Annotated in this window: 1 protein-coding gene; it reads left to right on the forward strand. The window is 80.2% G+C overall.

Annotated elements, in window-relative coordinates; translation table 11 throughout:
• The first annotated feature begins 18 nt into the window (after positions 1–18).
• Positions 19–1,122, forward strand: coding sequence for a glycosyltransferase family 2 protein (locus tag GCU69_RS09165; protein ID WP_098754260.1), 1,104 nt, complete (start codon positions 19–21; stop codon positions 1,120–1,122).
• The last annotated feature ends 212 nt before the right edge of the window (positions 1,123–1,334 follow it).

Genomic DNA, 1,334 nt, shown 5'->3' on the forward strand with positions numbered 1-1,334 from the left:
GGCGCCGGAGGACCCGCGATGACGGCCGCCACCGGACGCGGGCCCGCCGCGGGCGACACCGGCCCGCGGTACGCCGTCGTCATCCCGACCCTGGGCCGCCCCAGCCTCTCCGACTGTCTGCACGCGCTCGCCGCCGGAACGGCCGGCGGCGGGCCCGGGCCGCGGGAGATCGTGCTCGTCGACGACCGCCCGCCGCACGACTGCACCCCGCTCGACGCCGACGTCCCGGACGCGTTCCAGGGCCTGGTCACGGTCGTACCGGGCTGCGCCGCGGGCCCTGCGGCGGCCCGCAACACCGGCTGGCGGGCCGTCCGCGAGCCCTGGATCGTCTTCCTCGACGACGACGTCCTGCCCGGCCCCGGCTGGGCGGCGGACCTGGCGGCGGACCTCGCCGCCGCGGACTCGGCGACGGCCGGGATCCAGGCCCGTGTCACCGTGCCGCTGCCGCGCGACCGGAAGCCCACCGACTGGGAGCGGAACACCGCCGGACTCGCCACCTCGCAGTGGATCACCGCCGACATGGCGTACCGGCGCTCCGCCCTCGAAGCCCTCGGCGGCTTCGACGAGCGCTTCCCCCGCGCCTTCCGCGAGGACGCCGACCTGGCGCTGCGCGCCCTCGACGCGGGCTGGAAGCTGGGCGTCGGCCGGCGCCGCACCACCCACCCGGTGCGCCCGGCGGACCGCTGGGTCTCCGTACGGACCCAGGCGGGCAACGCCGACGACGTCCTGATGAACCGGCTGCACGGCCGTGACTGGTGGGGCCGCGCCGGCGCGCCGCGCGGACGGCTGCCCCGGCACGCCGCCGTCACCGCGGCGGGTGCCGCGGCCCTCGTCTGCGTCCTGGCCCGCCGGCCGCGCGCCGCGGCGCTGCCCGCAGCCCTGTGGCTGGCCGGCACGGCAGAGTTCGCGGCGGCCCGTATCCGGCCCGGCCCCCGCACCCGGGAGGAGACCGTGACCATGGCCCTGACGAGCGCCCTGATCCCGCCGGTGGCCACGGGGCACTGGCTGCGCGGCCTGCTGCGCCACCGCCGGGCCGGGCCGGGCCCGGTCGGCTCGCCGCCCCCGGCCCCGGACGCGGCACGCCCCGAACGGCCGGAGGACCGGCTCGCCGACCCGGTCTGACCGCCGGGCCCGGGCCGCCCCACCGGCCTGTTCCGGCCGGCCGCGGTGCTCGCCGGGCGGTCCCGGCAGGCGCGGAACGGGGACGCCCTTCCGCCGGGCCCGGCGGCTGACCGGTTCCCGGCGCCGTGTCCTCCGCTCCGTGCCCTTGGCCACCTGTCTGCCCGCTCCGTGTCCTCCGCTCCGTGCCCTCGCTCGGTGCCGCCGGTGCCCGG

Source organism: Streptomyces lycii (assembly GCF_009735685.1).
Lineage (GTDB): Bacteria > Actinomycetota > Actinomycetes > Streptomycetales > Streptomycetaceae > Streptomyces > Streptomyces lycii.